The sequence below is a fragment of the Blautia sp. ZXY-1-C6 genome (assembly GCF_056339875.1).
This window is the reverse complement of sequence record NZ_JBWJVQ010000150.1, coordinates 1-24,914: the sequence shown is the minus strand read 5'-3', so window position 1 is coordinate 24,914 and position 24,914 is coordinate 1. Positions and strand designations below refer to the sequence as shown.

The following is a 24,914-nucleotide window of genomic DNA, read 5'->3' as shown; positions in this document are numbered from 1 at the left end:
GCGGATTGAGAATATCCGTTTGACCTGAAAATAAAAATCCGGAAGAATCTGGAAATGATCTGTTATATCTGTGATCATTTCAGAAGTTCTTTCGGATTTTTTGAAATTATCTTTTATGCGTTTTTTAATGCCTGTTCGATGTCAGCAATGATGTCTTCAACATTTTCAATACCAACGGAGAGACGGATCATTCCCGGTGATACGCCGGCTTCTGCAAGCTGTTCATCATTCATCTGGCGGTGAGTATGGCTTGCGGGATGCAGGATCATGGTCTTGGAAGCTGCTACATGAGTTGCGATGGTGGCAAGCTTTAAGCTATCCATAAAGCGGACTGCAGCTTCTCGGCCTCCTGTCAGTTCAAAGGAGATAACGCCGCAGGTTCTGCCTTCGTTCATGTATTTCTGAGCAAGTGGATAGTATTTGTCATCAGGAAGTCCTGCATAGTTTACATGAGATACTTTCTCATGGGCATTCAGGAATTCGGCAATCTTCTGTGCATTATAGCAGTGACGTTCCACGCGGAGAGGAAGAGTTTCAAGTCCCAGGTTTAACAGGAAGCAGTTTGTAGGAGACGGGATAGAGCCCAGGTCACGCATTAACTGAGAGGTTGCCTTTGTGATATAAGCCTTCTTTCCAAACTGTTTAGTATAAATAACACCATGATAAGATTCATCCGGTTCAGTCAGTCCATGATATTTATGTCCATAGGCATCCCAGTCAAAGTTACCGCTGTCAACGATAGCTCCGCCAACCTGCACAGCATGTCCGTCCATATATTTGGTTGTGGAATGGGTGACGATATCAGCTCCCCACTCAAAAGGACGGCAGTTTACAGGAGTAGCGAAGGTGTTGTCTACAATAAGCGGAACTTCATGTTCGTGAGCAACCTTTGCGAATTTTTCAATATCAAGAATTACCAGGGCCGGGTTTGCGATGGTCTCTGCGAAAAGTACCTTTGTATTAGGGCGGAAGGCAGCTGCAATTTCTTCAGGGCTAGCATCGGTGTCAACGAAAGTGCAGTCAATGCCAAGCTTTTTGAAGGTAACAGCCAGGAGGTTAAAGGTTCCTCCGTAAATAGTAGAAGCCGCCACAACATGATCACCTGCTTCGCAGATATTGAAGACTGCATAGAAGTTGGCAGCTTGTCCGGAAGAGGTAAGGATAGCGGCAACACCACCCTCCAGATCCGCAATTTTTGCTGCTACAGCATCATTTGTGGGGTTCTGCAGACGGGTATAGAAGTATCCTTCTGCCTTAAGATCGAAGAGCTGTCCCATTTCATCAGTAGTATCATATTTATAAGTGGTACTCTGATAAATCGGGAGTGCGCATGGTTCACCCTTAGACGGAGTGTAACCGGAATGGAGACATTTAGTCTCGACTTTAAAGTCACTCATGAGTTTAGTTCCTTTCTTATGTGAAATATTGCTTCAATAAAATATTGTATTAATATTGGGAAAATTGTGATGATATTGATACAAAATTTCATGATAGTCTTAGAGCGTGTCTGAAAAATCATTCCCGCAATCTGCACGCCCCACTTTGCGGGATATTTCACCCGAATTCAGTTGCCGTAGCCCGCTACGGCGCCCTCATCCGGGCAAAATATCCCACAAATTGTGACGCACATCTTGCAGAAAGCCTTTTTCAGACACACTCTAGAGCGTGTTTGAAAAATCATTCCCACAAATTGTGACGCACATCTTGCGGAAAGCATTTTTCAAACATACTCTGGAAAAATTATACTGCTGAAAGTGAGAGAAGACAATATTAAAAAATGAAATAAAAAAATGCTCAGGCTTTTTCTAACCAGCCGTGAGCAAAAAAAGAAAATAAAAAATGCTCAGGCTTTTTCTAACCAGCCGTGAGCAAAAAAAGAAAATAAAAAATGCCCAGGCTTTTTCTAACCAGCCGTGAGCAAAAAAGAAAATAAAAAATGCCCAGAGCCGGAATCGAACCAGCGACACGAGGATTTTCAGTCCTCTGCTCTACCAACTGAGCTATCTGGGCATTTGGTCTGTGAACTGTTGTGTATCACAAACCTTATAATAGCATATTGATTGTTTGAATGCAAGTAATTTTTATGATTTTTGCGAAAAAAGAGAAAATTATAACAAAAATTTATTTTATCTTGCCATAAGGTAGATTTTTTCCATATCTCTCATATTGAGCTGTTTAAAGACTCCAATGGTGCGAGTGTCCTCAAAACTGCATTTGAATGCAAGATCATGAATTTGCTGATCTGTGAGATCCAGACCCAGTTCATGTAAACTGGTGGGCATTTCTACAGACCGGAAAAAATTTTCCATTGCTTCAATTCCTGCAAGGGCTGTTTCTTTATAATCAGTTCCACATGGAATGTCAAATACATTGGTGGCAAACTGAGCAAAACGTTCAGGGTTCACCTCGTAGACGTATCGTGCCCAGCTTCCCCAGATAGCTGCCAGACCTGCTCCGTGAGTTACATTGTAGACACCTCCCAGTTCATGTTCAAGCTGGTGGCATGCCCAGTCACCACCACCTGTACCGCATCCGGTCAGACCGTTGTGGGAAAGGCTTCCTGCCCACATAATTTCTGCCCTGGCGCTGTAATTGTCTGGTTCTTTCATAAGAATACGGGCATTGTAAATGACTGTCTGCATCAGAGCTTCGCTGATGCTGTCTGTAATCTCCATAGTTTCAATATTTACAAAATATCGCTCCATGGTGTGCATGAGGATATCTACACATCCGCTTTCTGTCTGATACTGTGGGAGTGTGTAGGTGAGACGTGGATTTAAGATGGCAAATTTCGGCCTGCAGTAATCTGTCTTTGCACATCCACGTTTTTCTTTTGTTTCTTCATTTGTGATAACACTGGAACTGCTCATTTCACTTCCGGAAGCTGCAATTGTAAGGATGACACCAATGGGCAGACAGCCGGTTGGAACAGCTTTTTTCAGACAGAAATCCCAGACATCATTGTTCGGATTGGCAACGCCATAGCCGATGGCTTTGGAAGAGTCAATAACACTTCCTCCTCCTACAGCAAGGATAAAGTCTACATGTTCTTTTTGGCATAATTCGATTCCCTCGCGGACTTTGGAAAGAAGTGGATTAGGAATGACACCACCCAGGGTGATGTATTCAAGACCTTCTTCTTTCAGATTAGAAGTGATCTCATCAATCAGTCCGGAACGGACAGCACTCTGACCTCCATAATGGATCAAAACTTTTTTTGCTCCATACTTCTTCAGCAGGGAACCTGCCTGAAGGTGGGTATCTTTGCCAAAGAGAACCTGTGTTGGTGTATAATATTCAAAATTTCTCATAATATGTAAACGACCTCCTATAGATTGAAAGGGTAACTGAATCAGGTAAGTCCTCTGCTTTAATTGTAAAATGTAATGAGCAGTAGGTGGGACTTCCTTTTTATATTAAAGCAAATAATGGAAAAATAGTCAAAAAATAATAAAAAAATTAAAATTTGAAAGCAATTTTTGCTGGTTCTCAGAAGACATTTTTGGAAAGATTCCAGTACAGATATCTATAATTTTCTGCACACAGAAAACGGAAAGACAGAAATTTATAGATTTTGGACAGAATATTTTATGGGCATTATGTGAATGGAATGCTATGATAAATACACTTAAATATACAAAGTGAATAAAAAAGGAGGAAACAAGAAATGAAAAAAAGAATGTACAAGATTATGGCACTTGCCATGACAGCAGCTATGGTGGTACCGATGGCAGCGCAGACAACTGCATTTGCAGCTGACGACAAAGAAATTACTTACTGGAATATTGCGGTAGAGAGCCCGGACAAAGATATTGTTACTGCAGCAGTAGACAAGTTTAACAAAGAAACAGAGTCAGGCTATACTGTAAATCAGGTAGCTATCCAGAACGATACATACAAGGAAAAACTTGTTATCGCGATGAGCTCCGGTGAGTGTCCTGATATGTACTCAAGCTGGTCCGGTGGTCCGATGTATGAATATATTGATTCCGGATTTGCTCAGCCGATTGATGATCTTCTTGATCAGTCCGATGTTAAAGATAAACTTCTGGATGCAGCTATTGAACAGGGAAGCTACAACGGACATGTATATGCAATCCCATATCTGAATGTTTCTCTGGCAGGTATCTTCTACAACAAAGATATGTTTGAACAGTACGGACTTGAAGAACCGAAGACATTAGCTGATTTGGAAAATATCTGTGCAACATTAAAAGAAAACGGAATTACACCTTTTGCACTTGCTAATGGTTCCAAATGGACAGGTTCCATGTACTTCATGTCTCTGGCAGCACGTTATGGCGGACTGGAACCATTCCAGAATGCAGTTGCAGGAACCGGCAAATTCACAGATGACTGCTTCATCAAAGCAGGTGAGAAGATTCAGGAGTGGGTTAACAACGGATACTTCCCGGATGGCGTAAACTCCTTAAGCGAAGATGACGGACAGGCAAAACAGTTAATGTATCAGGAGACAGCAGGTATGCTTCTCTGTGGCTCATGGTATACAGGAACATTCCAGACTGACAGTGAGGAATTCTATCAGAAGATCGGCTGGTTCCCATTCCCTGCAATTGATGATTCCGATGCTGATCCTACAATCCAGATCGGTACTGTAGGTGATCAGTTCATTTCCTTCAACTGTGAAGGTGATAAACTTGCAGCAGCATTTGAATGTGCAACAGATCATTTATCTGATGAAGTTGCAGACATTACATACTCTAACAACAAGATTGTTCCTGTAAAAGATGCAGGAGACCACATTTCAGACCCTGTTGTAAAGGAAATTTTTGATGCAGCTCAGGAAGCATCTTCTATCCAGTTGTGGTATGACCAGTATCTGCCAACATCTGTTGCAACTGCACATCTTGATGGCTTACAGGAAGTATTTGGTCTGACAAAGACTCCTCAGGAAGCACAGGAAGAAATGCAGAAAGCAATGGACGAATATTTAAGTACCAAATCTGATTCCGGCGCAGCAGATGATACTGCAGAAGAAGCTACAGATGATGCAGCAGCAGATGATGCTGAATAATCTTTAAAGGAAAGCAGGCATTCATTCTGACCTGAGTAAGGGTAGAAAAGAAGGGTTCTGCACATGCTGAAAGTGCAGAACCCTTTATCTTGAAAAACAATATGTGAGTACACAGAGCGTGCTTGAAAAATCATTTCAATGTCAAATTACATATCAGACAGCATGTCAGAAAATATATAAAAACCATCTCAGAAATATATCTCTAACATATTCCGAAAGCATTTTTCAAACATACTCTGGCATACGTTAGGTCAGATGATCAAATCTCAGAAAGTATTAAAAAGGAGGCACCAAAATGAATGAAAAAGGGATATCTCTGGTTCAGTTAAGACAGAGAAAAACACGTCAGACAGCAGCACTTTTTCTGGCACCTGTTATCATTTTATTAGTAGTATTTATCGCATATCCGATTATTGATACATTTATTACAAGCGGATACCAGTGGAATGGTATTTCCGCAGACAAGAAGATGGTAGGACTTGCAAACTGGGCAAAACTGATCAAAGATACAAAATTCTGGACAGCATTTAAGAACAACGTTATTATCATGATCTTATCTATCATTATCCAGATTCCGTTAGGACTTGCAATGGCAACATTCCTTGACTTTGGCGGTAAGAAACTTACAATTTTCAAGGTTATCTGGTTTATTCCAATGCTTATGTCTTCTGTTGCAATTGGTTTCCTTTTCACATACGCACTTGCAACAAACGGAGGTATTGTCAGCACAATTTCCGGATGGTTCGGAGGAAGCAACATAGACCTTCTTGGTAATCCAAAATTAGCATTGATCACAGTTATTCTTATCATTGCATGGCAGTTTACACCATTTTACATGGTTTACTTTATGGCTGGTTATACAAACATCCCATATGATGTATTTGAAGCAGCAAGAATCGATGGTGCTACAAGAGGACAGTATTTCTGGAAGATTGCACTTCCACTTCTTATTCCGTCAATTAAGAGTGCAGCTATCCTTTCAATGGTTGGATCTCTGAAATACTTCGATCTGATCTATGTTATGACAGGTGGCGGTCCTGGTACTGCTACAGAGCTGATGGCAACCTATATGTACAAAGAATCATTCAAGAACTTTAACATGGGTTATGGCTCAGCCATTGCAGGAGGTATGTTTATCCTGATTACAATGGTATCTATGATTACTATGAAACTTATAAACGGAAAACAGGAGGATTAAGGGATGGACAGCTATAAGAAAAGTAGAAGAAAAAGCATCATAGCCTGGGTCATTGCTTTTGTTCTTGCTATCGGTGCAGCAATTGTATCATTTACACCTTTTATATTCATGGTGCTGAACTCATTCAAAGAGAAATTTGAGATGCTTACCAAGGGTGTATTCCAGCTTCCTGATCAACTGAACTGGTCCAATTACACTGAGGTACTTACAGGAGGGTTTGCAAATTACTTCAAGAACAGTGTGATCGTTCTTGCAGTCTCCCTGATCCTGCTGCTGTTTATTTCAGCATGCGCTTCTTATCCTCTGGCAAGATTTAAGTTTAAAATGGCACAGCCGATTTATGCGATCATTGTAGCCTGTATGTCTATTCCTGTACATATTACATTGATCCCTGTATTCAAAATGTCAAAGTCAACAGGACTTTATGATACAATCTGGTCATTGATCGGACCGTATGTCGCATTCGCAGTTCCGATTTCCGTATTTATCCTGACCAGCTTTATGAAAGAGATTCCGAGAGAAATCGAAGAATCTGCTGAAATTGACGGATGTGGAAAGATTCAGATGTTCTTCTCCATGATCCTGCCGCTTTCCAAACCCGGAATGGCGACACTGGCAATTTACAATGGTGTAAATATGTGGAATGAATTCTCATTTGTAAATACACTGACACAGTCTGCCCAGAATCGTACCCTGCCGCTGGCAATCTGGGAATTCCAGGGACAGTATTCTATGAATACACCAATGATCATGGCGGTTCTTACATTAACACTTTTACCAATGGTTATCATGTTTATTATTTTCCAGGATAAACTGGTAAAAGGTATGACTGCAGGTGCTGTAAAGGGTTGATTCTTTCTGCGAAATCTGTTGTATCCATTTACCATTGAACATGGTATGATATTGGGGAGATAAAATCCCCCTTGATCATGTGGGTATATGTGAAATTATGTGACAGATGAGGAAAGACAACATGAACAAATGGAAAACAAAATTCAGCCACTGGAAATTTGATAAAAAAATACTTTTACTTGTGACCGTCAGTATTCTTATTGTAACGCTGACGGTTGCAGGTGTTTCTCTGACTTTTTCTATAGCATCGATGAAAGAGCAGTCTGTAGAACTTCTGCAGATGCAGAATAATACAGTTGCGGAATCTTTTAAGGGATCAATGGATTCATATAAAGAAATCGTATTGGGTACGATCATGGATGATTCTGTGCAGAATTACTGCAGGCAGGTGCAGAAAAATGAGCTGAAGACAGCAGACATTGATGCAGTTTACAGCAAGCTGGAGAATCTGAATAATATGTATGAGAGTCTGAACTTTGCTGCCATTGTCAGTTCGGATTATAAGAGTTACTACTACAGAGGAAAGGGTTCTTTATCAGTTACGCAGTTTGAAGAAGTGTATCCCCAGGCATATGAGAGATGCAAATATGCGCAGAAAGGAACGCTGAAAGTTTCCTATAACAATGATTATTATAAAGGGAACAGATATACGCTGAGTCTGTATTATCCATTATATGATACCAGAAAAGTATCTGATGCAAGAGGGCTTCTGTGCATGAATTTCGATGATCCGGCAGTACAGAGGATGCTGGCCGTGGGAGATTCTTCAGCAGAAACAAGAGTAGTTGACACAGGTGGAATGATACTGCTTTCGAATGATAAAGAGGAGACAGGCCGTTACGTAAATTACATAGATGAGATGGAAAAAGGGATACAGATATTTACCAAGAATGGGAATATGTATGTATGCCAGAAGATTAAGAACTGGAATTATTATGTAGTCAGTTCGATTTCTTTTTATAAACTGATGGAATCAGGATTCCATATAATGGTTGTTGTGATTCTGGTTCTGATCATAGTGCTGATCATAGTAAGCATTATTATAAGAGCACTGGTCAGGAAAATGTATCAGCCCCTTAATAAGGTAGTATCTAAGATGGATTATGTTGCGACAGGTTCCCTGAGAACAAGGATCAATGTTGACAATATGGGCGAGGATTTTGCCAAGCTTGCAATTGGTTTTAACTCTATGATGGATGAAATCGAGGTGTTGATGGAACAGGTAAAACTGGAACAGCATCAGCTGGAGCAGATTCGTTTTAATGCCCTTCAGTCGCAGATTCAGCCGCATTTTCTTTATAATACACTGGAATGTATCCACTGGCAGGCGATTGCCGAAGGAAATAAAGAGATTTCCACAATGGTAAAGGCGCTGGCGAAATATTACAGGATCTGTCTCAGCAAAGGACATGACGTGATCACGATCAGAGAAGAAGTAGAGCATATCAGGAATTATATGATTATCCAGAACATGAGATACGACAACATTATCGGAAGTGAGATTGTTGTAGAATCTCAGGTGGAAGAAAGCCTGATACCGAAGCTGACCCTGCAGCCACTGGTAGAGAATTCCATTTATCATGGAATGAAAGTAAAAGAGGGAAAAACAGGTACACTTTATCTTACAGCATATAGAAATGAGGATGAAGTTATCATAAAGGTATCAGATACAGGCACAGGAATGAGTCAGGAACAGATAGATGAAATGAATGAACAGCTCTCCAGATACGAGGATTCTTTTGGATATGGAGTGCGAAACGTAAACAAGAGGATTGAACTTCTTTTTGGGGAGGGATATGGTCTTAATTACCAGAAGAATGATTCGGGTGGAGTAACTGTCGTGATCCATCTGCCATATCAGACAGAAATCAAAAAGAACACAGCAGGAGGCGAGCGGACGTGTGTATAGAGTACTGATTGTTGATGACGAAAAGATGATACGCATGGGTATGAAAAATGCCATAGACTGGAAGAAACTGGGAGTAGATGACGTATTTACTGCAGCGTCAGGAAACGAGGCTTTGAAGATTCTTAAAGAAGAAGGTCCTGAAATTATGGTTACAGATATCCAGATGACAGAAATGACAGGACTGGAACTGATTAAAGCGGCCAGAGAATCAGTACCTGAACTGCGTGTGATCGTGCTTACAGGCTTTGATAATTTTGAGTATGCAAGAGAGAGCCTGCGGCTTCAGGTGCAGGATTTCTTCCTGAAACCGATTGATGAAGATGATCTTTTCAATGCGATAGAAAAGCAGATAAAAGAACTGAAAGAGCAGGAAAACAAAGAGCAGAATCAGGCCAGAGTGTGGCGCTCTCAAGGCTCTGTAGTGCAGATGAGACTGGAGCAGTGCATGAGGAATTTGGTGCATACAAAAGCAGATAAAGAGATGCAGTTGTATATTCTCCAGAAAGATTTTCAGTTTGATATTAAGCAGAAAATGAGCTTGATTCTTCTGGAACAGGGAATGTATACAGAACAGCAGAATGACGGAAAATTCCGTGCAATGACTGTTAAAAATGTCTGCATGAGCATGGTGGATTCCCAAAACAGAGGAATCACATTTGTAGATGATGACGGTACGATTGCGATTGTCTGTTTTGAAAAGGATGATGACGACAGCGTTCTGGAACAGATTGAAGAATTGTCGGATGTACTGAAGGATGAATTTGAATATAAACCAAAGATTACGGTTGGAAGTGCTGTGCAAGGATTTGAAAATCTGGCAATTTCCTACAATGATGCCAGATATCTTCTGGAACATGAAAAAAAGAATATTCAGGACATTATACAGACGATGGGGGCTCAGAACAAGAAGAAAATCTTCTGGGAAATCTATGCAGAACTGCGAAATATCATGATTTCCAATATAGGAACTCCAGATTATGTACTAAAGGCATTTAATACCTTTACTAAGGCAACGGAATCCTATAATCTTTCTCCTTCTGCTGTGCGCAGATGTTGTTTCGAGATTGCCTCCTCTTTGATTTTTTCCTACATGGAAGAATCGTGTGAGGTGGAAGAAGGAAAGTTGGATGCACTCTCCAAGAGTCTGTCATCAGCAGGAAAAGAAGAGGCCTGTGAGATTACGAGAATGTTTATTGAGCAGCTTATTGAAAATGATGAAGAGGATGTACATTATACCATTTCCAATGCCAGACACTATATAGATGAGCATCTTGCAGAGGATATTTCGGTTTCCAGCATTGCGGAAAGTCTCTATATCACACCGAATTATTTCTCCAGATTATTTAAGCGGATTACAGGTGAAGGATGTAATGAATACATTGTCAGAAAGAGGATTGAGAAGGCGAAGAGCCTTCTGGAAACTACCAGCATCAAGACTGGAAAGATTGCTATGATGGTAGGATACAGAGATACGAATTATTTCTCACTGGCATTTAAGAAACATACAGGAAAATCTCCGACGAAATACAGAGAAGAAATGCAGAATACATAATGCAGGAGTAGCGGGCTGCGCTGAGGCTTTGTTAATACCTGCTGAATAATTATCAAATTATATAAACAGGAGGATCTGAAATGAAAGATCACAGAAAAGAAAGAGCAGAAGCAAGAAAAAAAGCAGAAAAACTGGTATCACAGATGACGCTTCTGGAGAAGGCTTCCCAGTTAAAATACGATGCTGCTCCCGTGAAAAGACTGGGTGTTCCGGCATACAATTACTGGAATGAAGCACTGCATGGAGTGGCCAGAGCAGGTGTGGCAACCATGTTCCCACAGGCAATTGCAATGGCTGCAGTATTTGACGATGAAGAGATGAAAAAAGTTGGCGATATCATTGCAACTGAGGGAAGAGCAAAATACAATGCATATTCTGCAAAAGAAGACAGAGATATTTACAAGGGTCTTACTTTCTGGTCCCCCAATGTAAACATTTTCAGAGATCCGAGATGGGGCAGAGGGCATGAAACCTATGGTGAGGATCCATATCTGACGTCCAGACTTGGCGTGAAATTTGTAGAAGGAATCCAGGGTGACGGACCTGTAATGAAAGCGGCAGCATGTGCAAAGCATTATGCAGTGCACAGCGGTCCGGAATCGCTCAGACATGAATTTGATGCACAGGCAAGCATGAAGGATATGTGGGAAACATATCTTCCGGCTTTTGAAGCGCTTGTAACAGAAGCGGATGTTGAGGCTGTAATGGGTGCTTATAACAGGACAAACGGAGAACCCTGCTGTGCACATAAATATCTTATGGAAGATGTCCTGAGAGGAAAATGGAAATTCGAAGGTCATTATACTTCTGACTGCTGGGCAATCCGTGACTTTCATGAACATCACATGGTAACTTCCACACCAAGACAGTCCGCTGCTATGGCATTAAATGCAGGCTGTGACCTGAACTGTGGAAATACCTATCTTCATATGATGGGAGCTTATCAGGATGGACTGGTAACAGAAGAGAAAATTACAGAATCCGCAGTAAGACTGCTGACAACCAGATATCTGCTGGGCCTGTTTGACGGAAGTGAATATGATAAGATACCGTATAGTGTGGTAGAGTGCAAAGAGCACATTGATGAAGCTCTTAAGATGGCAAGAAAGAGCTGCGTACTTCTGAAGAATGATGGAGTTCTTCCGATTGATAAAACAAAAGTAAATACTATTGGTGTCATCGGCCCGAATGCAAATAGCCGTGCAGCTCTTATTGGAAATTATCATGGAACATCTTCTGAATATGTCACTGTTCTTGAGGGAATCCGTGAAGAAGCAGGTGACGATGTAAGGATTCTTTACTCTCAGGGCTGTGATTTATATAAAGATAAAGTTGAAAATCTGGCATGGGATCAGGACAGAATCTCTGAGGCAGTGATCACAGCAGAGAACAGTGATGTAGTCATACTCTGTGTAGGGCTTGATGAGACTCTGGAAGGAGAAGAAGGAGATACAGGAAACAGCGATGCATCAGGAGATAAAGTTGATCTTCATCTTCCGAAAGTACAGGAAGAACTGATCGAGAAAGTAACAGCAGTAGGAAAACCTACCATCGTAGTTCTGATGGCAGGAAGTGCGATTGACCTGAATTATGCGCAGGATAACTGTAATGGAATCCTTCTTGCATGGTATCCGGGAGCAAGAGGCGGACGTGCAATAGCAGATCTTCTCTTCGGAAAAGAATCTCCATCAGGAAAACTTCCGATAACCTTCTATAAAGACCTGGAAGGAATGCCGGAATTCACAGATTACTCTATGAAAAACAGAACTTACCGTTATATGGAAAAAGAGGCACTTTATCCATTTGGATACGGACTTACATACAGTGATACCTGCGTAACAGAAGCAGAGGTTGTCGGTGAAGTATCAGCAGAGTCCGATATCATGTTAAAAGCAACTGTTAAGAACAATGGAACAGTAGATACAGATGAAGTTGTTCAGGTGTATATCAAAGACCTTGATTCTCCGCTTGCAGTTCGTAACTACAGTCTCTGCGGATTTAAGAGAGTATCTCTGAAAGCGGGAGAAGAGAAATCTGTAGAATTTACAATTTCTAATAAAGCAATGAATATAGTTGATGAAGATGGAAATCGTTACATCGCAGGAAAACATTTCCGTTTATTTGCAGGAGTATCCCAGCCGGATACAAGAAGTGCAGAACTGACAGGACATAAGCCTGCTGAGGTAGAAATTGCACTTTAACCGAACGGAGTAAGTATTCTGTTTCAATTGCGAAAAGTAACATAAAATAAAAACCATATTATATATGGACAGGAGGAACACAGACATGAAAAACAAAATTAAAAAAATATTACTTCTTGGAATGACAGCCATGTTTACTGCCGGTGCAGCAGGCACAGCAGTTATATCCTGTCCTGTATGGGCAGATGAAGCAGAACAAAACTCTGAGACTGCAGAAGAGCCAAAAGCAGAAGATGCAGCTGTGGAAGAAGAAATTGCTGATCAGACAGATGATAAAACAGAAAACACAGATTTAAAAACTGTAGAACATCCAAGAATGTCTGCCTATTCCATTCGCAGATTTTCCATTGTAAAGGACGGCGAAGAAGTATTTCAGATCAAACAGGAACCGGCAGATTATAAGATGGATTTCGACTACTGGGAAATTACCAATCCGTATGATGAGACTGCAACAGTAAACACAGAGAATATGTATGAAATGTTTGGAGTGCTGGCTGCTTTTGATCTCAGCAACGGCGTCGATGCAGCAAATACAGATACCGGACTGGATAATACAAAGACATATTTTACAGTAGATTTTGTAAATACAGTTAACGATGACACAGCAAAAGAAACGCAGGATGCAGATGCAACAGCAACGATCCTTATCGGAAATACAGATGAGAATGGTGATTATTATGCATGCGTAAAAGGATACGAAGAGGCTGTTTATCTGCTTTCAAAAGAGTCGGTGAACAGTCTTCTGGAGCTGAAACCGTTTAATCTGATTCTGAAAATTCCGGCATTGGTAAATATTGATACACTTGACAGTGTGGATATGAGCATTGGAAAGAAAACCTATACGATGAAGCTGGACGGCAGCGATTATAAATTCGGAAAGAAAACTGTAAAGAAAGAGAAATTTACTGAATTGTATCAGGCGCTTCAAAGTATAATGCTTGATTCGGAAGTCGAAGAAACAAAAGATGCAGCAGATAAGGAAGAAGTGCTGACTGTAACATTCCACAGAAACACAGAAGAAGCTCCGGAAGTAACTCTGAAATATTTTGCATGTGATGATAATTATGATAGTCTGGAAATCAACGGAACCGAGAGATTTCTTGTGAAAGCGGAAGATGTGGATGCACTGGTAAAACAGATAAAAAAAGCGTTTTGATGGAATCGAATCTGTTATTTGCTACAGAGCTCAGCAGAGAAACATAATATGTGGTATCCTAATTTATATCATAAAATATTTTGGTACGCGGACAAATGTCTTTTGGTGATTGACATGATGGATAGAATTGGTTATAATCGGAATAATTACTGAGCGTATAACAAAGGAGGAGCACGAAGATGTATTCAATCGACGACGTAGCAAAGACAGACAAGGATATCGCAGATCTGATCGAGGCGGAGCTTGCACGCCAGAATTCCCATATTGAGCTGATTGCTTCAGAGAACTGGGTAAGTAAAGCAGTTATGGCAGCAATGGGAAGCCCTCTTACCAATAAATATGCGGAAGGATATCCGGGGAAGAGATTTTACGGCGGATGTTCCTGCGTGGATGAGGTGGAAGCTCTTGCAATCGAACGTGCGAAAGAATTATTCGGATGTGAATATGCAAATGTACAGCCGCACTCCGGAGCACAGGCAAACATGGCAGTCTTTTTTGCAATGCTGCAGCCGGGAGATACTGTAATGGGTATGAATCTGGATCATGGTGGACATCTGACACATGGAAGTCCTGCAAATATGTCCGGAACCTACTTCAAGCCAGTATATTATGGAGTAAATGATGACGGCGTGATTGATTATGAAGAAGTCAGAAGAATTGCAATTGAGAATAAACCAAAGCTGATCGTAGCAGGTGCAAGTGCCTATGCCAGAGTTATTGATTTTAAGAAATTCCGTGAGATCGCAGATGAAGTTGGGGCTTATCTGATGGTAGATATGGCTCATATCGCCGGTCTGGTAGCAGGAGGACAGCATCCAAGCCCGATTCCTTATGCAGACGTTGTGACTACAACCACACACAAAACTCTGCGTGGACCAAGAGGCGGCCTGATCTTAAGCAGCGCAGAGAATGCAAAGAAATTTAACTTTAATAAAGCAGTATTTCCGGGAATCCAGGGTGGTCCTCTGATGCACGTGATCGCTGCCAAGGCAGTATGTTTCAAAGAAGCGCTTCAGCCGGAATTTAAGGATTATGCAAAGATGATCGTTGAGAATGCGCAGGCACTTTGCAAAGGGCTTCAGAAGAGAGGAATTGATATTGTTTCCGGTGGCACAGACAATCATCTGATGCTTGTAGATCTCAGAAGTCTGGGCGTTACAGGCAAGCAGATGGAGAATCTTCTTGATGAAGTAAACATTACCTGCAATAAGAATGCAATTCCAAATGATCCCCAGTCTCCATTTGTTACAAGCGGTGTACGTCTCGGAACAGCAGCAGTTACTTCACGAGGCATGAAACCGGAAGATATGGACAAGATTGCAGAAGCAATTGCTATGACCTTAAAAGAAGAAGGCAGCCAGGAAAAGGCAAAGGCAATCGTCAAAGAACTTACAGACAAATATCCTCTGGTTGGATAAATAAATCATACAAAATAATGTATAAAAGCGAAATGCATGGTTCATGAGTGAACAGCACTTCGCTTTTATTTATTATGTCGCTGAATCGAGAAACTTATTTAACCAAATTATACCAAAATTATCCAAATAAAATCATGGATTTTTTTCAGAAAACGTAGTATAGTAACAATAGCTGATAATAAGTTACTGAGAACAGAGTGAACAGTAACGATGATATATCACAGTATATTGAAAACAATAACAGAGAGCAGGTGACAGAATTTGGAAAAAGTGATAATCATAGGTGCCGGACCTGCAGGAATTTCCGCTGCGCTTTATGCAGTTCGTGGAAATCTGGATCCCCTGGTGATCAATAATGGGATCGGTGCTTTGGAAAAAGCAGAGAAAATAGAAAATTATTACGGACTGGAACATCCGCTGTCCGGTCAGGAATTATATGATACAGGAATCGCTCAGGCGAAAGCACTGGGCGTACGAATATTGGATGCACAGGTTCTGGGAGTCGGCGGGTTTGATACTTTTGTGGTAAAAACTACAGAAGGTGAATTCGAGACTCAGAGTCTGATTCTTGCAACAGGAAGTAAGCGCGCTGCACCGAAGATCCCGGGTGTTAAAGAATTTGAGGGAAAAGGTGTCAGTTACTGTGCAATCTGCGATGCTTTCTTTTACAGAGGCAAGGATGTAGCAGTTCTTGGAAACGGTGATTTCGCCATGCATGAAGCAAAGGAATTGTCTAATACTGCTTCTACAGTAACCATTTATACAAACGGTGAAGAACCGGAATTTACACCTGAAGAAAATGTCAATGTAAACACAATGAAGATCCAGTCTGTAGAGGGCGATGATCTGGTATCCGGAATCCGTCTTGAACCTGATGTGCAGGCAGAGGAAATAAAGGCAGAAGCAGGTCAGCAGGCAAATGATTTCTGTCCTGCAGAGGGTGTATTTATTGCAATGGGAACTGCAGGCAGTACTGAGATTGCCCGCCAGATGGGAGCTGAACTTACTGAAAAAGGAAACATTAAAGTTAACGAAAATATGGAAACAACCATCCCGGGACTCTATGCGGCAGGTGACTGTACAGGTGGACTTCTTCAGGTGGCGAAAGCTGTGTATGAGGGAGCACAGGCAGGTATTAATGCAGGGAAGTATGTAAGATCTTTAAAATAAAAAATCTAAAATAAAAACTGAAAATTTAACAGGGTTATAGTGTTGATATTATAAAACCAGAGAACTTACATTGCAAATTTTTATAAAGAATAAGCAAAGGAGATATAAATCATGGCAAAAGAGATTACAACAGCAAATTTTGAAACAGAAGTATTAAAATCTGAGAAACCGGTTCTTATAGATTTCTGGGCAACATGGTGTGGTCCATGTATGCGTCAGGGTCCGGTTGTAGAAGAACTGGCAGAAGAGGGATACGCAGTAGGAAAAGTAGACGTAGATCAGAATATGGCACTTGCACAGCAGTTTCGTGTAGTCAGCATTCCGACACTGATCCTGTTTAAAGACGGTGCGGAAGTGAAACGCTTCGTAGGTCTTACTTCCAAAGAAGAGCTGAAGAGTGCATTGGAAGGCTAAAGATTTATGAAGATTTTATTAGCGGCATGCAATGCAAAATATATTCATTCCAATCTTGCTGTTTATGATCTGCAGGCATATGCATCTGATTACGCAGATCATATTGTATTAAAGGAATATACCATCAACCAGCAGAAAGATGATATCATGCGTGATATTTACCTGGAGCATCCTGATGTGGTATGCGTGTCCTGTTATATCTGGAACCTTTCTTTTGTAAAAGAACTGATGGCAGATCTGATAAAGATTCTTCCGGGCGCCGACTTCTGGGCCGGCGGTCCGGAAGTTTCTTATGATGCGGAGAAATTCCTGATAGAAAACTCAGAATTTAAAGGTGTTATGGTCGGGGAAGGTGAAGAAACATTTAAAGAACTTGCCGGATATTATGTGGAAAAAAATCCGCAGGATCTGAAAAATATGACAGGAATCTGTTACAGAGACGGAGATCAGATCATACATAATGGATGGCGCCAGATCATGGACTTAAGCAGTATTCCGTTCATTTACAAAGATCTGTCTGAGTTTAAGAACAGGATCATTTATTATGAAAGCAGCAGAGGATGTCCTTTCTCCTGCAGTTACTGTCTTTCTTCCATTGATAAGAAACTGCGTTTCAGAGATACAGAGACAGTAAAGAAAGAGCTGCAGTTTTTTATAGACAATAAGGTTCCGCAGGTAAAGTTTGTAGACCGTACCTTTAACTGTAAACATGACCATGCAATGGCAATCTGGAAGTATATTAATGAACACGATAATGGTGTGACAAACTTCCATTTTGAGATTTCAGCAGATCTGTTAAGAGAAGAGGAACTGCAGGAAATGTCCACCATGCGCCCGGGTCTGATTCAGCTGGAGATTGGAGTACAGTCAACAAATCCGGACACGATTAAGGCAATTCACAGAACTATGGATTTTGAAAAACTGAAAGGAATTGTTGACAGAATCCATAGCTTTGGAAATATCCATCAGCATCTGGACCTGATTGCAGGACTTCCCTATGAAGATTACGACAGCTTCCGGCATTCCTTTAATGATGTTTATGCACTGAAACCACAGCAGCTTCAGCTGGGCTTTTTGAAGGTGTTAAAGGGTTCCCATGTGATGGAGATGTGCAAGGAATATGGTATTGTATACAAAACACAGGAGCCTTATGAGGTACTTTCCACGAAGTGGCTGGATTATGACCATGTTTTGAAGCTGAAAACTGTGGAAAATATGGTGGAAGTGTATTATAATAGTGGACAATTCCAGAATACACTTGAATATCTGGAAAACTTTTTCCAGGATGCTTTCTCGATTTATGAGAGACTGGGCAGCTTTTACATGGAAAAGGGCTATGGTGATGTTTCTCATACAAGAATGCGAAGATATGAGATCCTGCTGGAATTTCTTGAGGATGTGCCGGAGATTTCCATGGATCAGGTAAAAGACCAGATGGTATACGATCTCTATCTGAGAGAAAACCTGAAAAGCCGTCCTGGCTTTGCCAGAGATCAGAAGCCTTTTGAGAGACAGGTATGGGACTTCAGAAAACGGGAAAAAGTGGCAAAGAATGCACATGTGGAAGTATTTGCAGATGGAACAGTGCTGCTGTTTAACTATGCAGACCGTGATCCGCTGACTAACAACGCTCATGTGACAGATGTGACGAAAGATGTGTTTGAGAACCTGAACAGAGATTAAAGAGGTGAAGAGAAATGGGAATGTTTAATCCAAAGAACCGTAAAGTGATCACAGCAATTATTGCAATCATTCTGGTACTGGCAATGGTAGTACCAACAGTTCTGTCTCTGATCGTATAATAAATTTTCGGAGGAAAAGAATGAGACTGGGACAGGTGGCAATGGAGGCTCTGAGGGCAGAAATAACCGGATGCCTGAAACCGGGAGATGAACTGGTGGTGGCATGTCCGGTGGCTCTGAAAGGAACCTCTGTAATAGCAAAAAATAAAAAGGACAAACTGGCAGAGAGATTCTCTGCCGGTTTTATTCAGAATTGCGTTTCACTTCGGGACGATTATGGAGCTGGCAGTATTGTCTGGAAAATTGCGCAGGAGGCAGATGCCAGCGCATTATATGCTATGGGTGAGGGCGGCTTTTTAAGTGCACTCTGGAAGATGGCAGAAGCTTCAGAAGTAGGACTGGAAGCAGATTTCCGTAAGGTACCGATTCGTCAGGAGACCATAGAAGTGTGCGAGATTTTTTACCTGAATCCATATAAGCTTCAGGCAGATGGAGCAGTGTTGATTGGAATCCGCGGAGGTGAAGCACTGGTACAGAGACTTCGCAATGAGGGATTTATGGCAGAGGTCATCGGTCAGACTAACAGCGGCAATGACCGGCTTCTCTACAGTGGCGGCAGTGCCCGCTATCTGGAACGTCCGGCAGAGGATGAACTGCAGCAACTTCTCAAAGAGTAACTGCAGGAAACTTAAGAGACAATTTTCTAAGAAAAGACAGACGATTAATAACAAGAGGAATAAAAAGAAAATGGCAAAATTAAATATTGTACTTCACGAGCCGGAGATTCCTGCAAACACAGGAAATATCGGCCGTACCTGTGTGGCAACAGGAACCAGACTCCATCTTATCGAGCCTCTGGGATTTTCCTTAAGTGAGAAAGCCTTAAAGAGAGCAGGAATGGATTACTGGAAAGATCTGGATGTAACTACATATCTGGACTTTGAAGAATTTCTGGAGAAGAATCCCGGGGCAAAGATTTACTATGCAACAACAAAAGCACCTCAGACTTATACAGATGTTCATTATGAAGAAGACTGTTACATTATGTTTGGAAAAGAGAGTGCAGGAATCCCGGAGGACATTCTGGTCAATAATCAGGAAACCTGTGTAAGGATTCCTATGATCGGAGATATCCGTTCTCTGAACCTGAGCAATTCCGTAGCAATCGTTCTGTACGAGGCACTGCGCCAGAATAATTTTGACCACATGAATCTGGAAGGACACCTGAGAAACTACGACTGGAAATAATCATAGTAAGCAGACAGGAGGAGTTATATGCCAAATACCACAAAAGCAGCTCTGGAAGAATCCCTGAAACGGCTTCTTCTGAAGAAACCTCTGGACAAGATCACGATAACAGATATTACCACGGACTGCGGGATAAGCCGCATGGCTTTCTACTATCATTTCAAGGATATTTATGATCTGGTTGAATGGTCCTGCGTGGAAGATGGGACAAAAGCCCTTCAGGGCAAAAAGACTTCTGAATCCTGGACAGAAGGGCTGACCCAGATATTTGAGGCAGTGCTGGAAAACAAACCGTTTATTATGAATGTTTACAGAAATGTGGACAGGGAGCGGATAGAAAATTATCTTTTTAAATTAACCTATGATCTGATCGTGGGTGTGGTGGAAGAAAAAAGCAAGGGTCTGAATATCACAGAAGAGGATAAAAAATTTATTGCAGACTTCTATAAATATGGTTTTGTGGGAATCATACTTGAGTGGATCAGGGAAGGGATGAAAGAAAATATTGAAGATCTGGTAAGAATGATGGATTTGACACTTCGCGATACAGTGACTACATCTATTCATAACTTTCAGAAAAATAATATGGAAAAATAATCATATAAAAATTCTTTACAAAAGCCGCAGGGTGATAAAAAACTTATCATTCGGCGGCTTTTGTAAATTGTAGAATCATATTTTAACTGTTAATATACAGCCATAGCAACAAACAGATAATTCAGACGGATGAAATGCTTATGATGTGGGAAACATACAGATAAGAATGTAAAAGTCATGAAGATGTCTTGCCGGGAGATCAAGAGATTTCCGGCAGGCGAAAAGAGTTTCCGGGAAATGGGTAAAGCAGAGAGTAAAAAGCATTTAAGATAACGAATCTGAAAGAACTTCTAAAGAAGAATTCAAGAAAGGTGGATGTGTATTATGAGTAAAAATAAAGGTTTAGGACTTATATCCGCATTGGCAGTTGGAGCAGGCGTGGCAGCAGTGGCAGCAGGAAAGAAGTATAAAACAGTTGAGACAAAGAAAAAAGAAGATTATGACGCACTTCATAATACAAGTGAATATCGCAATACAGAACGTGGAAAATATGAGAAAAACAGTAAGGGAATTTATTATACAAACGGTAACTATGAAGCATTTGCACGTCCAAGAAAGCCGGAAGGCGTAGATGATAAACATGCTTATATCGTAGGAAGCGGACTGGCTTCTCTTGCAGCAGCCTGTTTCCTTGTACGTGACGGACAGATGCCCGGAAAGAATATCCACATTCTGGAAGCAATGGATATTGCAGGCGGTGCATGTGACGGTATCTTTGATCCGAGCCGCGGATATGTGATGCGTGGGGGACGTGAGATGGAAAACCATTTCGAGTGCTTATGGGATCTTTTCAGAAGTATTCCATCCATTGAAACACCTGGTGTATCTGTACTTGATGAATATTACTGGCTGAATAAGGAAGACCCCAACTATTCTCTCTGTCGTGCAACAAAAGAGAGAGGCAAGGATGCTCATACAGACGGTAAATTCAATCTGAGCCAGAAGGGCTGCATGGAGATCATGAAGCTGTTCATGACGAAGGATGAAGATCTTTATGACAAGACAATTGAAGATGTATTTGACGATGAAGTATTTGATTCCACATTCTGGTTATACTGGAGAACCATGTTCGCATTTGAGAACTGGCACAGTGCACTGGAAATGAAACTGTACTTCCAGAGATTTATCCATCACATTTCCGGACTTCCGGATTTCAGCGCCCTGAAATTTACTAAATACAATCAGTATGAATCCCTGATTCTGCCAATGCAGAAATATCTGGAAGAAGCAGGCGTTGAATTCCAGTTCAATACAGAGGTTACAAACGTACTCTTTGAGTTTGAAGGCAATAAGAAGATTGCAAAAGCAATCGAGTGTAAGGTGAATGGCGTAGAAAAGGGAATTGTTCTTACAGAGAATGATCTTGTATTTGTGACAAACGGAAGCTGTACAGAGGGAACCATCTATGGCGATCAGAATCATGCACCGAACGGAGATGCAGAAGTTCGTACAAGTGGATGCTGGAGTCTCTGGAAAAATATCGCAAAACAGGATCCGTCCTTCGGACATCCTGAGAAATTCTGTTCTGATATTGCTAAGACAAATTGGGAGTCAGCAACAGTGACTACTCTGGATGATAAGATCATTCCTTATATTACAGATATCTGCAAACGTGATCCGAGAACAGGCAAGGTTGTTACAGGCGGTATTGTAAGCTGTCAGGATTCCAGCTGGTTATTAAGCTGGACGATCAACAGACAGGGACAGTTCAAGGATCAGGACAAAGACAAGGTTTGTGTATGGGTATATGGTCTGTTTACAGATGTACCTGGTGATTATATCAAGAAGCCTATGAAGGAGTGTACAGGTAAGGAAATCACAGAAGAGTGGCTCTATCATCTTGGCGTTCCGGTTGACCAGATTGAAGACATGGCTGAGAACAGTGCAGTTTGTGTACCGACCATGATGCCTTATATTACAGCATTCTTTATGCCGAGAACAAAGGGTGACAGACCTGATGTTATTCCGGATGGCTGTGTAAACTTCGCATTCCTCGGACAGTTTGCCGATACACCAAGAGATACTGTATTTACTACTGAATATTCCGTAAGAACTGCTATGGAGGCTGTGTATGGACTTCTGGGTGTTGACAGAGGTGTGCCGGAAGTATGGGGCAGTGTTTACGATATCAGAGAATTACTGGATAGCAGTGTGAAGCTGATGGATGGAAAATCTCCACTGGAGATCGAACTTCCGGGACCACTGGATATGCTGAAGAAACCGCTTCTGAAAGCTGTTAAGGGAACTGTGATCGAGAAAGTACTCAGAGATCATGATGTGATCAAAGATTATATGATGTAAATATAGAGATGTAAGTGATATGAAAAGGCTGCAGGAGATATCCGGCAGCCTTTTTGTAAAGCCGTTAAAAGTTGATGGAAAGTTGCTTTGGTAAAGAAAAAACAGGTTGCAAATTAAAAAGACAGATGATAATATATAATGAAATATATAGAAAAAATTGATTTGGACAATAAAAAAGTCTGAAAAAACAAGTAAATATGATAATATATTGGAAGCTTTGCTGTAATAATGAATATGTAGCGCAGGAGGGCTTTCAAGGGAGTGAAGGGAGGTTTTTTTATGGAACTTGAGATGTATCGCAGGTATTCGCAGATGGCAAGAGGTATTGAGAAGGCTGAGCTGGTGTTTAAAAATGGGCGTGTGTTCAGCTCTGGTACGGGAGAATTTATTGATGGTGATGTGGCTGTTGCAGATGGAATTGTGATCGGAGTCGGTACATACGAAGGAGAGACAGAGATTGATCTGGAAGGAAAAGTGATCTGTCCGGGGTTTATCGACAGTCATCTGCATCTGGAATCTACTCTGGTGACGCCGGGGGAGCTGGTCCGGCAGGCCGCACAGTGTGGAACTACAACATTTATTGTAGATCCTCATGAGTCTGCAAATGTATCCGGTACGGATGGAATTGATTATATCCTGGATCAGACAGAAGATGTACCGGCGAATGTATATGTAATGATGCCTTCCTGTGTTCCGGCGACTCATGTGGATGATAACGGGTGTATTCTTACAGCAGGAAAGATGAAGGGATATCTGGAACATCCGAGGATTCTGGGACTTGGTGAAGTGATGGATGCGCCTTCTGTGATTAACGGAAGTGTTGCCATGCATGAAAAGCTCCAGCTGTTTCAGGACAGAGTGAAGGATGGCCATGCACCGTTTCTGGCACCTGGGGATCTGGCTGCATATGTACTTGGCGGAATTGACACAGATCATGAGTGTGTGGATTATGAGTATGCAATGGCTGAGGCAAGAAATGGAATGCAGGTATTGATACGTGAGGGAAGTGCAGCAAGAAATCTGGATGCTATTGTGAAGGGGATTGTGGAACACCATACAGATACGTCAGGTTTCTGCTTCTGTACGGATGATAAGCATATCGAAGAAATCCGTAAAGAGGGGCATATCAATTATAATGTGAAGCGGGCTGTACAGCTTGGACTTCCGGTTGAGAAAGCACTGCAGATGGCAACGATCCAGCCTGCAAGATGCTATGGTTTATACAGACTTGGAATGATCGCACCCGGAAGACAGGCAGATTTTGTCATTCTGGATAATGTGGCAGATCTGAATGTTGTAGATGTATATCATTGTGGTAAGAAGATCATTAAAGATGAGAAAGCAGAATTGAAACCATGTCCTCCATATCTGAAAAATACAGTTCATGTATCTGGGTTCAGTGAGGAACGTCTGAAACTGAAACATCCGGGAACAAAGGCAAGAGTGATTCAGATGCTTGAGAAACAGATTGTGACAAAGGATATTCTGGAAGAGGTTCCATGGATAGAATCGGGTGATGAGAAATATTTTGCTCCGGACGGAGAATATCAGAAGATTGCAGTGATCGAGCGTCATAAGAATACAGGCAAGATGGGAGTGGGCATTGTAAAAGGCTATGGAATCCGCGGCGGAGCCATTGCTTCCAGTGTTTCTCATGATTCCCACAATATTATTGTAGTAGGAGATAATGATCGTGATATAGCTATTGCTGTAAAAGAAATGATGCGGACGCAAGGGGGTTATACTCTGGTATGCAATGGAGAGATTTATGGAACCTTACCACTTCCTGTCATGGGGCTGATGAGCGATGCCGGTTATGCAGAGTGTAAACGAAGCACTTGCAAAAATGATTCCGAAAGCACATGAGATGGGAGTGAAAGAAGGATTTGAATCCGTTTATCACCCTGTCATTTATGGCACTGCCTGTGATTCCTGAAATCAGGATCACACCGAGAGGAATCTATCTCGTAAATGAAGACAGAATGCTGAGAACACCGTTTAGTTAAGGTGGGTGAAATGTCTTAAATGCATTATTTACGAGGATTGCCATAGAATAAAAAAATACCGTAATAAAAGTAAATGATATATACTTTTGTTACGGTATTTTTTATAGCAGTCCTC

20 protein-coding genes, 1 tRNA gene and 2 pseudogenes are annotated in these 24,914 nt (G+C 41.4%); 19 read left to right on the top strand and 4 right to left on the bottom strand.

The window, feature by feature from the left end; genetic code table 11:
- Positions 1–113: 113 nt before the first annotated feature.
- Together AC075J_RS06455 and AC075J_RS06450 are read right to left on the bottom strand one after the other, a co-directional pair.
- Positions 114–1,397 (bottom strand): O-acetylhomoserine aminocarboxypropyltransferase/cysteine synthase family protein, encoded by a 1,284-nt coding sequence (locus AC075J_RS06455; protein ID WP_055059960.1) that lies wholly within the window; start codon positions 1,395–1,397, stop codon positions 114–116.
- Positions 1,394–1,609 (bottom strand): annotated as a pseudogene (locus AC075J_RS06450) (DUF6783 domain-containing protein). Before AC075J_RS06450 ends, AC075J_RS06455 begins: the two are co-directional and overlap by 4 nt.
- On the opposite strand from AC075J_RS06450, the pseudogene AC075J_RS06445 reads away from it, so the two are divergent.
- Together AC075J_RS06445 and AC075J_RS06440 are read left to right on the top strand one after the other, a co-directional pair.
- Positions 1,568–1,696 (top strand): annotated as a pseudogene (locus AC075J_RS06445) (DUF6783 domain-containing protein); the annotation flags it as partial. The pseudogenes AC075J_RS06450 and AC075J_RS06445 sit on opposite strands and share 42 nt — an antisense overlap.
- Positions 1,677–1,781 carry a DUF6783 domain-containing protein gene (locus tag AC075J_RS06440; RefSeq protein ID WP_368205757.1) on the top strand — a complete coding sequence of 35 codons (105 nt, stop codon included), beginning with the start codon at positions 1,677–1,679 and terminating at the stop codon, positions 1,779–1,781. The pseudogene AC075J_RS06445 and the gene AC075J_RS06440, both read left to right, overlap by 20 nt.
- A 156-nt stretch (positions 1,782–1,937) precedes the next feature.
- Here AC075J_RS06440 and AC075J_RS06435 read toward each other — a convergent pair.
- Both AC075J_RS06435 and AC075J_RS06430 read right to left on the bottom strand, forming a co-directional pair.
- Positions 1,938–2,010, bottom strand: a tRNA-Phe gene (locus tag AC075J_RS06435).
- A gap of 116 nt (positions 2,011–2,126) precedes the next feature.
- On the bottom strand, positions 2,127–3,311 hold the full coding sequence (locus AC075J_RS06430; RefSeq protein WP_008705680.1) for an iron-containing alcohol dehydrogenase: 1,185 nt from the start codon (positions 3,309–3,311) through the stop codon (positions 2,127–2,129).
- A 356-nt stretch (positions 3,312–3,667) separates the two neighbouring features.
- On the opposite strand from AC075J_RS06430, the gene AC075J_RS06425 reads away from it, so the two are divergent.
- From AC075J_RS06425 to AC075J_RS06345, 17 genes are all read left to right on the top strand, one after another.
- Entirely contained in the window at positions 3,668–5,035 is a 1,368-nt protein-coding gene (locus AC075J_RS06425; protein WP_243100207.1) for an extracellular solute-binding protein, read from the top strand.
- Between the two features lie 295 nt (positions 5,036–5,330).
- Positions 5,331–6,233, top strand: coding sequence for a carbohydrate ABC transporter permease (locus tag AC075J_RS06420; protein WP_118758828.1), 903 nt, complete (start codon positions 5,331–5,333; stop codon positions 6,231–6,233).
- 3 nt (positions 6,234–6,236) lie between these two features.
- Positions 6,237–7,085, top strand: coding sequence for a carbohydrate ABC transporter permease (locus AC075J_RS06415; RefSeq protein WP_118758829.1), 849 nt, complete (start codon positions 6,237–6,239; stop codon positions 7,083–7,085).
- 121 nt (positions 7,086–7,206) lie between these two features.
- Positions 7,207–8,994 (top strand): sensor histidine kinase, encoded by a 1,788-nt coding sequence (locus AC075J_RS06410; RefSeq protein WP_118758830.1) that lies wholly within the window; start codon positions 7,207–7,209, stop codon positions 8,992–8,994.
- The gene (locus AC075J_RS06405) at positions 8,987–10,546 is read left to right on the top strand and encodes a response regulator (RefSeq protein WP_055057239.1); all 1,560 of its coding nucleotides are present in this window, start codon (positions 8,987–8,989) and stop codon (positions 10,544–10,546) included. Before AC075J_RS06410 ends, AC075J_RS06405 begins: the two co-directional genes overlap by 8 nt.
- Positions 10,547–10,626: 80 nt before the next feature.
- Positions 10,627–12,747, top strand: coding sequence for a glycoside hydrolase family 3 C-terminal domain-containing protein (locus tag AC075J_RS06400; RefSeq protein ID WP_119241660.1), 2,121 nt, complete (start codon positions 10,627–10,629; stop codon positions 12,745–12,747).
- A gap of 85 nt (positions 12,748–12,832) precedes the next feature.
- Positions 12,833–13,903: a hypothetical protein gene (locus AC075J_RS06395; RefSeq protein ID WP_287638008.1), complete on the top strand. Its 1,071-nt coding sequence runs from the start codon at positions 12,833–12,835 to the stop codon at positions 13,901–13,903.
- A 179-nt stretch (positions 13,904–14,082) separates the two neighbouring features.
- Positions 14,083–15,321: a serine hydroxymethyltransferase gene (glyA, locus tag AC075J_RS06390; protein ID WP_008705668.1), complete on the top strand. Its 1,239-nt coding sequence runs from the start codon at positions 14,083–14,085 to the stop codon at positions 15,319–15,321.
- Between the two features lie 261 nt (positions 15,322–15,582).
- Positions 15,583–16,491, top strand: a complete 909-nt coding sequence (locus AC075J_RS06385; RefSeq protein ID WP_055200005.1) for an NAD(P)/FAD-dependent oxidoreductase — start codon at positions 15,583–15,585, stop codon at positions 16,489–16,491.
- Positions 16,492–16,602: 111 nt separating this feature from the next.
- Complete coding sequence (gene trxA, locus AC075J_RS06380) at positions 16,603–16,905, top strand: thioredoxin (protein ID WP_008705666.1); 303 nt, start codon at positions 16,603–16,605, stop codon at positions 16,903–16,905.
- A 6-nt stretch (positions 16,906–16,911) separates the two neighbouring features.
- Positions 16,912–18,588, top strand: a complete 1,677-nt coding sequence (locus AC075J_RS06375) for a B12-binding domain-containing radical SAM protein (RefSeq protein ID WP_476390157.1) — start codon at positions 16,912–16,914, stop codon at positions 18,586–18,588.
- 139 nt (positions 18,589–18,727) lie between these two features.
- Positions 18,728–19,324, top strand: a complete 597-nt coding sequence (locus tag AC075J_RS06370) for an AIR synthase-related protein (RefSeq protein ID WP_476390156.1) — start codon at positions 18,728–18,730, stop codon at positions 19,322–19,324.
- A gap of 70 nt (positions 19,325–19,394) precedes the next feature.
- A complete protein-coding gene (locus AC075J_RS06365) occupies positions 19,395–19,895 on the top strand; it encodes a tRNA (cytidine(34)-2'-O)-methyltransferase (protein WP_055053526.1) in 501 nt (166 codons plus the stop codon).
- Positions 19,896–19,922: 27 nt separating this feature from the next.
- Positions 19,923–20,492, top strand: coding sequence for a TetR/AcrR family transcriptional regulator (locus tag AC075J_RS06360; RefSeq protein WP_008705658.1), 570 nt, complete (start codon positions 19,923–19,925; stop codon positions 20,490–20,492).
- Between the two features lie 324 nt (positions 20,493–20,816).
- Positions 20,817–22,793 carry an oleate hydratase gene (locus AC075J_RS06355; RefSeq protein WP_020993392.1) on the top strand — a complete coding sequence of 659 codons (1,977 nt, stop codon included), beginning with the start codon at positions 20,817–20,819 and terminating at the stop codon, positions 22,791–22,793.
- Positions 22,794–23,072: 279 nt separating this feature from the next.
- On the top strand, positions 23,073–24,659 hold the full coding sequence (gene ade / locus AC075J_RS06350) for an adenine deaminase (RefSeq protein WP_476390155.1): 1,587 nt from the start codon (positions 23,073–23,075) through the stop codon (positions 24,657–24,659).
- A gap of 20 nt (positions 24,660–24,679) precedes the next feature.
- Entirely contained in the window at positions 24,680–24,799 is a 120-nt protein-coding gene (locus AC075J_RS06345; protein ID WP_476390154.1) for an adenine deaminase C-terminal domain-containing protein, read from the top strand.
- Positions 24,800–24,914 lie beyond the last annotated feature (115 nt).

Bases quoted from the DNA above. Each gene is read 5' to 3' on its own strand.
- AC075J_RS06455 (WP_055059960.1), bottom strand. From the start codon at position 1,397: ATGAGTGACTTTAAAGTCGAGACTAAATGTCTCCATTCCGGTTACACT.
- AC075J_RS06430 (WP_008705680.1), bottom strand. From the start codon at position 3,311: ATGAGAAATTTTGAATATTATACACCAACACAGGTTCTCTTTGGCAAA.
- AC075J_RS06425 (WP_243100207.1), top strand. From the start codon at position 3,668: ATGAAAAAAAGAATGTACAAGATTATGGCACTTGCCATGACAGCAGCT.
- AC075J_RS06420 (WP_118758828.1), top strand. From the start codon at position 5,331: ATGAATGAAAAAGGGATATCTCTGGTTCAGTTAAGACAGAGAAAAACA.
- AC075J_RS06415 (WP_118758829.1), top strand. From the start codon at position 6,237: ATGGACAGCTATAAGAAAAGTAGAAGAAAAAGCATCATAGCCTGGGTC.
- AC075J_RS06410 (WP_118758830.1), top strand. From the start codon at position 7,207: ATGAACAAATGGAAAACAAAATTCAGCCACTGGAAATTTGATAAAAAA.
- AC075J_RS06400 (WP_119241660.1), top strand. From the start codon at position 10,627: ATGAAAGATCACAGAAAAGAAAGAGCAGAAGCAAGAAAAAAAGCAGAA.
- AC075J_RS06395 (WP_287638008.1), top strand. From the start codon at position 12,833: ATGAAAAACAAAATTAAAAAAATATTACTTCTTGGAATGACAGCCATG.
- glyA (WP_008705668.1), top strand. From the start codon at position 14,083: ATGTATTCAATCGACGACGTAGCAAAGACAGACAAGGATATCGCAGAT.
- trxA (WP_008705666.1), top strand. From the start codon at position 16,603: ATGGCAAAAGAGATTACAACAGCAAATTTTGAAACAGAAGTATTAAAA.
- AC075J_RS06375 (WP_476390157.1), top strand. From the start codon at position 16,912: ATGAAGATTTTATTAGCGGCATGCAATGCAAAATATATTCATTCCAAT.
- AC075J_RS06370 (WP_476390156.1), top strand. From the start codon at position 18,728: ATGAGACTGGGACAGGTGGCAATGGAGGCTCTGAGGGCAGAAATAACC.
- AC075J_RS06365 (WP_055053526.1), top strand. From the start codon at position 19,395: ATGGCAAAATTAAATATTGTACTTCACGAGCCGGAGATTCCTGCAAAC.
- AC075J_RS06360 (WP_008705658.1), top strand. From the start codon at position 19,923: ATGCCAAATACCACAAAAGCAGCTCTGGAAGAATCCCTGAAACGGCTT.
- AC075J_RS06355 (WP_020993392.1), top strand. From the start codon at position 20,817: ATGAGTAAAAATAAAGGTTTAGGACTTATATCCGCATTGGCAGTTGGA.
- ade (WP_476390155.1), top strand. From the start codon at position 23,073: ATGGAACTTGAGATGTATCGCAGGTATTCGCAGATGGCAAGAGGTATT.